Origin of the sequence: Streptomyces nanshensis, assembly GCF_001751255.1 — a bacterium.
GTDB classification, from domain to species: Bacteria; Actinomycetota; Actinomycetes; order Streptomycetales; family Streptomycetaceae; genus Streptomyces; species Streptomyces nanshensis_A.
Genome location: NZ_LJGW01000367.1, coordinates 1 through 6,129 on the forward strand (window position 1 = coordinate 1; position 6,129 = coordinate 6,129).

Annotated in this window: 4 protein-coding genes, 1 pseudogene and 1 riboswitch; of the genes and pseudogenes, 3 read left to right on the top strand and 2 right to left on the bottom strand. The window is 70.6% G+C overall.

Translation table 11 applies throughout. The features are described from left to right. Positions 1-296, bottom strand: a pseudogene (locus AN218_RS36155) (hypothetical protein); the annotation flags it as partial. A gap of 245 nt (positions 297-541) precedes the next feature. Here AN218_RS36155 and AN218_RS21775 point away from each other — a divergent pair. Next, the gene (locus AN218_RS21775; protein WP_070018585.1) at positions 542-1,747 is read left to right on the top strand and encodes a cytochrome P450 family protein; all 1,206 of its coding nucleotides are present in this window, start codon (positions 542-544) and stop codon (positions 1,745-1,747) included. 72 nt (positions 1,748-1,819) lie between these two features. Next, positions 1,820-2,173 (top strand): hypothetical protein, encoded by a 354-nt coding sequence (locus tag AN218_RS21780; RefSeq protein WP_070018586.1) that lies wholly within the window; start codon positions 1,820-1,822, stop codon positions 2,171-2,173. 129 nt (positions 2,174-2,302) lie between these two features. Here the strand turns inward: AN218_RS21780 and AN218_RS21785 are convergent, their stop codons facing one another. After that, a complete protein-coding gene (locus tag AN218_RS21785; RefSeq protein WP_070018587.1) occupies positions 2,303-3,397 on the bottom strand; it encodes a C40 family peptidase in 1,095 nt (364 codons plus the stop codon). A gap of 7 nt (positions 3,398-3,404) precedes the next feature. Further along, positions 3,405-3,611: riboswitch (cyclic di-AMP (ydaO/yuaA leader) on the bottom strand. 166 nt (positions 3,612-3,777) lie between these two features. Here AN218_RS21785 and pcrA point away from each other — a divergent pair. After that, positions 3,778-6,129, top strand: a 2,352-nt coding sequence (gene pcrA / locus AN218_RS21790; protein WP_070018588.1) for a DNA helicase PcrA, incomplete at its 3' end; no start/stop codon positions are given.

The window sequence follows — 6,129 nt, forward strand, 5'->3', positions numbered from 1 at the left end:
AAGTCCTCCACCGCGCGGCGGTGGCCGTTGCGCGCGCCGATCGGGCAGTCGCCGCAGGTGCAGGAGGTGGAGTGGCGCCCGGAGGCGGACCTGCCGAAGAGGCGGCCGCGCGAGGCGCCGCGCGAGAGGTCTCCCGTACCGCTGCCGCCGGCACCGCCCGAGGGTCCGTCGCCGCCGTCGCCTGCGGCGCGGGCCGTGCCCGAAGTGCTGCCCGTCGAGGCGGACTTCTGGAGCGGGACGGCCTGTTCGTGCTCGCCGCCGTCGCCCGCTCCGTCCCGTGCCGTGTCCACGGCCACTGCGCAACCCCGCCTCTCGAACTCCGTGGCTGAAAGGCGCATTGTGCCCTACGGGCAGACGGGCGGCGAACGGCAGGGCGGCCTTCGTCACCCGGGTGTGTGAGGGGTCTGTGCAGGGGTGGACACGGGGTCCTCGCGGTGGCTCACGAACGAGGGACGAGGTGGGGACAAACGTCTGAAATTGCTGTTCATGCACGGTCGTCGGGCCGGTTAGCGTGCCCAGGACGCACCGACAGGGGGAAGACATGACGGCCGACGGCATCGTCGAACTGACCGCGCTCAGCCCGGACTTCGTACGCGATCCCTACCCCGCCTACGCGGCGCTGCGCGCCGAGGCGCCCGTGCACCACGTCCGTACGCCGGACGGCAAGGACCTGTGGCTCGTGGTCGGATACGAGGCGTCCCGCAAGGCGTTCACCGACCCCCGGCTCAGCCGGGACTGGCACAGCCACGGCCGTGTCGAGACGATCCTCAACACCGAGAGCAGCCAACCCGCCCTGGCCCACATGCTGATGAAGGATCCGCCGGACCACACGCGGCTGCGGCGCCTGGTGGCGGGCTCGTTCACGCCGCGCCGGATCGCCGCGCTGGCGCCGCGCGTCGAGCAGATCGCCGACGAACTGCTCGACGCGATGCTGGAGAAGAGCGGCCGACGGGCGGACCTGATCGCCTCGTTCGCCTTTCCGCTGCCGATGACGGTCATCTGCGAACTGCTCGGCGTGCCCGAACTGGACCGTGACGCCTTCCGCGGCTGGTCCAACGCGGTCGTCTCACCCGACGACGCCGAGGCGGAGCGGGACGCCTACGAGCAGATGCCCCGCTATCTGACCGGACTGATCGAGGCCAAGCGCAAGTCCCCGGGTGAGGATCTGCTCAGCGAGATGATCCACGAGGTCGACGAGGGCGGCGACCGGCTCACCGGCGACGAACTGGTGGGCATGTGCGTGCTGTTGCTCATCGCGGGCCACGAGACCACGGTCAACCTCATCGGCAACGGCGTCCGCGCCCTCTTCGCCCACCCGGACCAACTGGCCCGGCTGCGCGCCGACTTCGGGCTGCTGGAGGGCGCGGTGGAGGAGATGCTGCGCTACGACGGTCCCGTCGAGACGTGCACGCACCGGCTCGCCCTGGAGGACGTGGAGCTGGACGGCGTGACCGTGCCGGCCGGGTCGACCGTCCTGATCGCCATGGCCGACGCCGACCGCGACCCGCAGCGCTTCGCGCAGCCCGGCAGCTTCGACGTCGGCCGCGACGCCCGCGGCCACATCGCCTTCGGCCACGGCCTGCACTACTGCCTGGGGGCGCCGCTGGCCCGCCTGGAGGGCCGCATCGCGATCCGCAGACTGCTGGAGCGCTGCCCGCAACTCGCCCCGGACGCGGACGAGTCCGCGCTCAACTGGGTGCCGGGGATGCTGATGAGGGGCGTGCGGGAGCTGCCGGTCCGCTGGTGAGGCGCGTACGCCGGGACCCGTCCGCGCCCCGCGCCGCGGACGGGGCGGGGCCACGTCCTAAGCTCCGTGGCCATGGACGTACTCATACATGCCGTCGTCGGCCTGCACATCATCGGCATCGCGGCCCTGCTGGGCGGCTTCTTCTTCCAGATGAAGGCGATGCGCGGCGGCGAGGCGCGCTTCGTGCCCGGCATGCTGCACGGCGCGCTGACGATGCTGCTGACGGGCATGATCCTCGTCGGCCTCGACCGGGCCGCCGGCGACCCGGTGAACAACGTCAAGATCGGCCTCAAGCTGGCACTGCTTCTGGTGATCCTGGTGCTGGTGTATGTGAAGAGGGACGAGGAGAAGGTTCCCTCGTCCCTCTTCGGTACGGTCGGCGCGCTGGCGACGGCGAACATCTTCATCGCCGTCCTGTGGGCGTGACGGACGCTGTGCGCACCCCGGCAGCCCGGGGCGTGAAGTCACCGCCGCCGGCGGAGGGTTGAGCCGCCGTACCCGCTCTGCCGCGCCGGTACGGGACGACCGGCGCGGGTGCCTCGCGGGTCCGCGGCGTCAGCCGGGGCGCACCGCCGAGTGGAACGGCATGTAGCTGACGTTCTCGTACGTCACGTCCGCGCCCGGCTTCGGCGCGTGGATCATCTGCCCGCCGCCGACGTAGATCCCGACGTGGCTGATGTCGTCGTAGAAGAAGACCAGGTCGCCCGCCTTCATGTCGGACTTGGCGACCTTCGTGCCGACCTTCACCTGGTCCCACGTCGTACGGGGCAGGGAGATGCCGGCGGCCTTCCAGGCGCCCTGGGTGAGTCCGGAGCAGTCGAAGGAGCTGGGGCCCGTCGCGCCCCACACATACGGCTTGCCCAACTGCTGCTTGGCGTAGGCGAGGACCTTCTCCGCCTGCGCCGAGTGCGAGCCGCCCTGGGAGCCGCCGCCCTTCTCGGCGTCGCGGCGGGCCTGTTCGGCGCGCTCGGCGGCCTTGCGGGCCGCCTCCTGCTTCTTCTTCTCGATCTTCGCCAGGCGGGCCTTCTCCTCCGCCGTCAGCTTCGAGAGCAGCTTGCGCGCCTCGGCCAGCTTGTCCTGGACCTCCTGCTTGTTCTTCTTCAGCGCCTTCTGGGAGGCCGTGAGCGACGCCAACTCCTCGGTGGCCGCCTCGCGCTTGTCCTTGGCCGCCTTCTGCTGCTTCTCGAAGTCGGTGACGGCCTCCTTCTGACGGCCGGTCATGCGGTCCAGGACGTGCGTCTGCTGGAAGAACTGCTGCGGGTCCTCCGTCAGCAGCAGGGTCGCGGTCTGCGACATGGTGCCGGAACGGTACTGCGCCGTCGCGTAGTTGCCGAGCGTGCGGCGCGCGTCGTTGAGCTTCGCGGTGCGCTCGGCGGCCTCGTCCAGGGAGCGGTCCGCCTTCTTGCGCTGGGCGTCCGTCTTCTCCTTGGCCTGGTTGTACTTCTGCGTGGAGGTCTCGGCCTGCTGATACAGCTTGTCGACCTTCTTCTTGACCTCCGAGATCGACGGCTTGTCGTCGTTCGGCGCGGCCTGGGCGCTCTGGGAGAGCAGCGAGACGGAGGCGAGTGCGGCGGTGGTGACGCCGAGGACGCCGCGCTTCGTCGAGGCGGACTTCAGTATCCGGGTGCGCGGCTTGCGGTGGGACGCCAAGACCGGCAACTCCTTCCGTGAACCGCCTACCGGGTTAGCTGACGGGTTCGGGCTCTCGGAAGGCGGCCCTACGGGTCGATGCGCGGCGCGTGCGGCCCTCCGCGGTACGACTCCCGATTCACCCCGGGTGCGTACGCTGCGTTCCGCGTACGCGGTGGGTCCCCGGTTCCGGTGCGACCGTGGGGGGACGCGCCGGATTCGGCGGAGGCGGCCCGTGCCGACGCTTTCGCCGACGATTGGTGCGGACCGCCTGGCGCAGCACGGTAGCGAGATGTGGGGCGTCTGTGAAGGCCGTTGAGTGATACGTCCGATATCTGTTCGTTATCCCGAGAGGGCGGTGGCGGCGCGGTGTCGGCGCGGCAATCTAGACTCTTCCGACGATGAGCAGCCTCTTCGACGACAGCTTTCTGGCGGGCCTGGCGCCCGTGCGCGCGCAGGACGGCGCCTCCGGCGGCGCGGCGGACCCGGAGGGCCCAAGTGGCCCCGCGGAGCCCGCAGATGGGCCCGCGGCGGTGCCACGGGGGGACGGCGCGGGCGGCCCCGGCTCGTACCACGGGGGAGGCTCGCGGCGTACGGTCGTCGACCCCGAGGCGCTGCTGCGGGAGATGAACGCATCGCAGCGCGAGGCCGTGGTGCACACCGGCTCCCCGCTGCTGATCGTCGCGGGCGCCGGCTCCGGCAAGACCCGGGTCCTCACGCACCGCATCGCCTATCTCCTCACGGCACGCCATGTGCACCCCGGGCAGATCCTCGCCATCACCTTCACCAACAAGGCCGCGGGCGAGATGAAGGAGCGCGTCGAGGAGTTGATCGGTCCGCGCGCGCAGTCGATGTGGGTCTCCACCTTCCACAGCGCGTGCGTGCGCATCCTGCGCCGCGAGAGCAAGAGGCTCGGCTTCACCTCGTCCTTCTCGATCTACGACGCCGCCGACTCGAAGCGGCTGATGGCGCTGGTCTGCCGGGACCTCGACCTCGATCCGAAGCGGTATCCGCCCAAGGCGTTCAGCGCGAAGATCTCCAACCTGAAGAACGAGCTGATCGACGACGAGGACTTCGCGGGCGCCGCCGCCGACTCCTATGAGAAAACTCTCGCCGAGGCGTACACGATGTATCAGGCGCGGCTGCGCGAGGCCAACGCCCTGGACTTCGACGACATCATCATGACGACCGTCCATCTGCTCCAGGCCTTCCCGGACGTCGCCGACCACTACCGGCGCCGCTTCCGGCACGTACTCGTCGACGAGTACCAGGACACCAACCACGCCCAGTACACGCTGGTGCGCGAGCTGGTCGGCACGGACGGGAGCGGCGAGCACGGCGAGGGCGCTCGGCGCGAAGACGAGGAGTCCGGCGGCGAGGAGGGCCCCGGCGAGAAAGGCCCCGGCGAGGAGGGCGAGGCCCGTCCCGCGCCCGCGCTCGCGGAGCTGTGCGTCGTCGGCGACGCCGACCAGTCGATCTACGCCTTCCGCGGCGCGACCATCCGCAACATCCTCCAGTTCGAGGAGGACTATCCGGACGCCACGACGATCCTGCTCGAACAGAACTACCGCTCCACGCAGACGATCCTCAGCGCCGCCAACGCCGTCATCGAACGCAACGAGAACCGCCGCCCGAAGAACCTGTGGACGGAGTCCGGCGCCGGCGCCCGCATCACCGGCTATGTCGCGGACACCGAGCACGACGAGGCGCAGTTCGTCGCCGACGAGATCGACCGGCTCACCGACGCCGGCGAGGCACGGCCCGGCGACGTCGCCGTCTTCTACCGCACCAACGCCCAGTCCCGTGTCTTCGAAGAGGTCTTCATCCGCGTGGGACTGCCGTACAAGGTGGTCGGCGGCGTCCGCTTCTACGAACGCCGCGAGGTGCGCGACGTCCTGGCGTATCTGCGGGTGCTGGCCAACCCGGAGGACGCGGTGCCGCTGCGCCGCATCCTCAACGTGCCCAAGCGCGGCATCGGCGACCGCGCCGAGGCCATGATCGAGGCCCTCGCCCTCCGCGAGAAGATCACCTTCCCGCAGGCGCTCGCGCGCGTGGACGAGGCGTACGGGATGGCCGCCCGCTCCGCCAACGCCGTACGGCGCTTCAACGTGCTGATGGAGGAGCTGCGTACGGTCGTCGAGTCCGGCGCTGGTCCCGCGACGGTCCTGGAAGCCGTGCTGGAACAGACGGGCTATCTCGCCGAGCTCCAGTCCTCCACCGACCCGCAGGACGAGACCCGCATCGAGAACTTGCAAGAACTGGCCGCCGTGGCCCTGGAGTTCGAGCAGGAGCGCGGCGAGGACGAGCCCGGCACGCTCGCCGACTTCCTGGAGCAGGTCGCCCTCGTCGCCGACTCCGACCAGATCCCGGACGAGGAGGCGGAGGAGGAGAGCGGCGTCATCACGCTCATGACGCTGCACACGGCCAAGGGCCTGGAGTTCCCCGCGGTCTTCCTCACGGGCATGGAGGACGGCGTCTTCCCGCACATGCGCGCCCTGGGCCAGACGAAGGAGCTGGAGGAGGAACGGCGGCTGGCGTACGTGGGCATCACGCGCGCCCGCGAACGGCTCTATCTGACGCGGTCGGTGCTGCGCAGCGTCTGGGGACAGCCGTCGTACAACCCGCCGTCGCGCTTCCTGGAGGAGATCCCCGACCAGTACGTGGACTGGCGGCGCACGGGGGCCGCGGCGGGCGGCGGCGCGAGCGGCCGCGGCGGGATCGGTTCCGGCATCGGCTCGGGGCTCGGGGCGGCG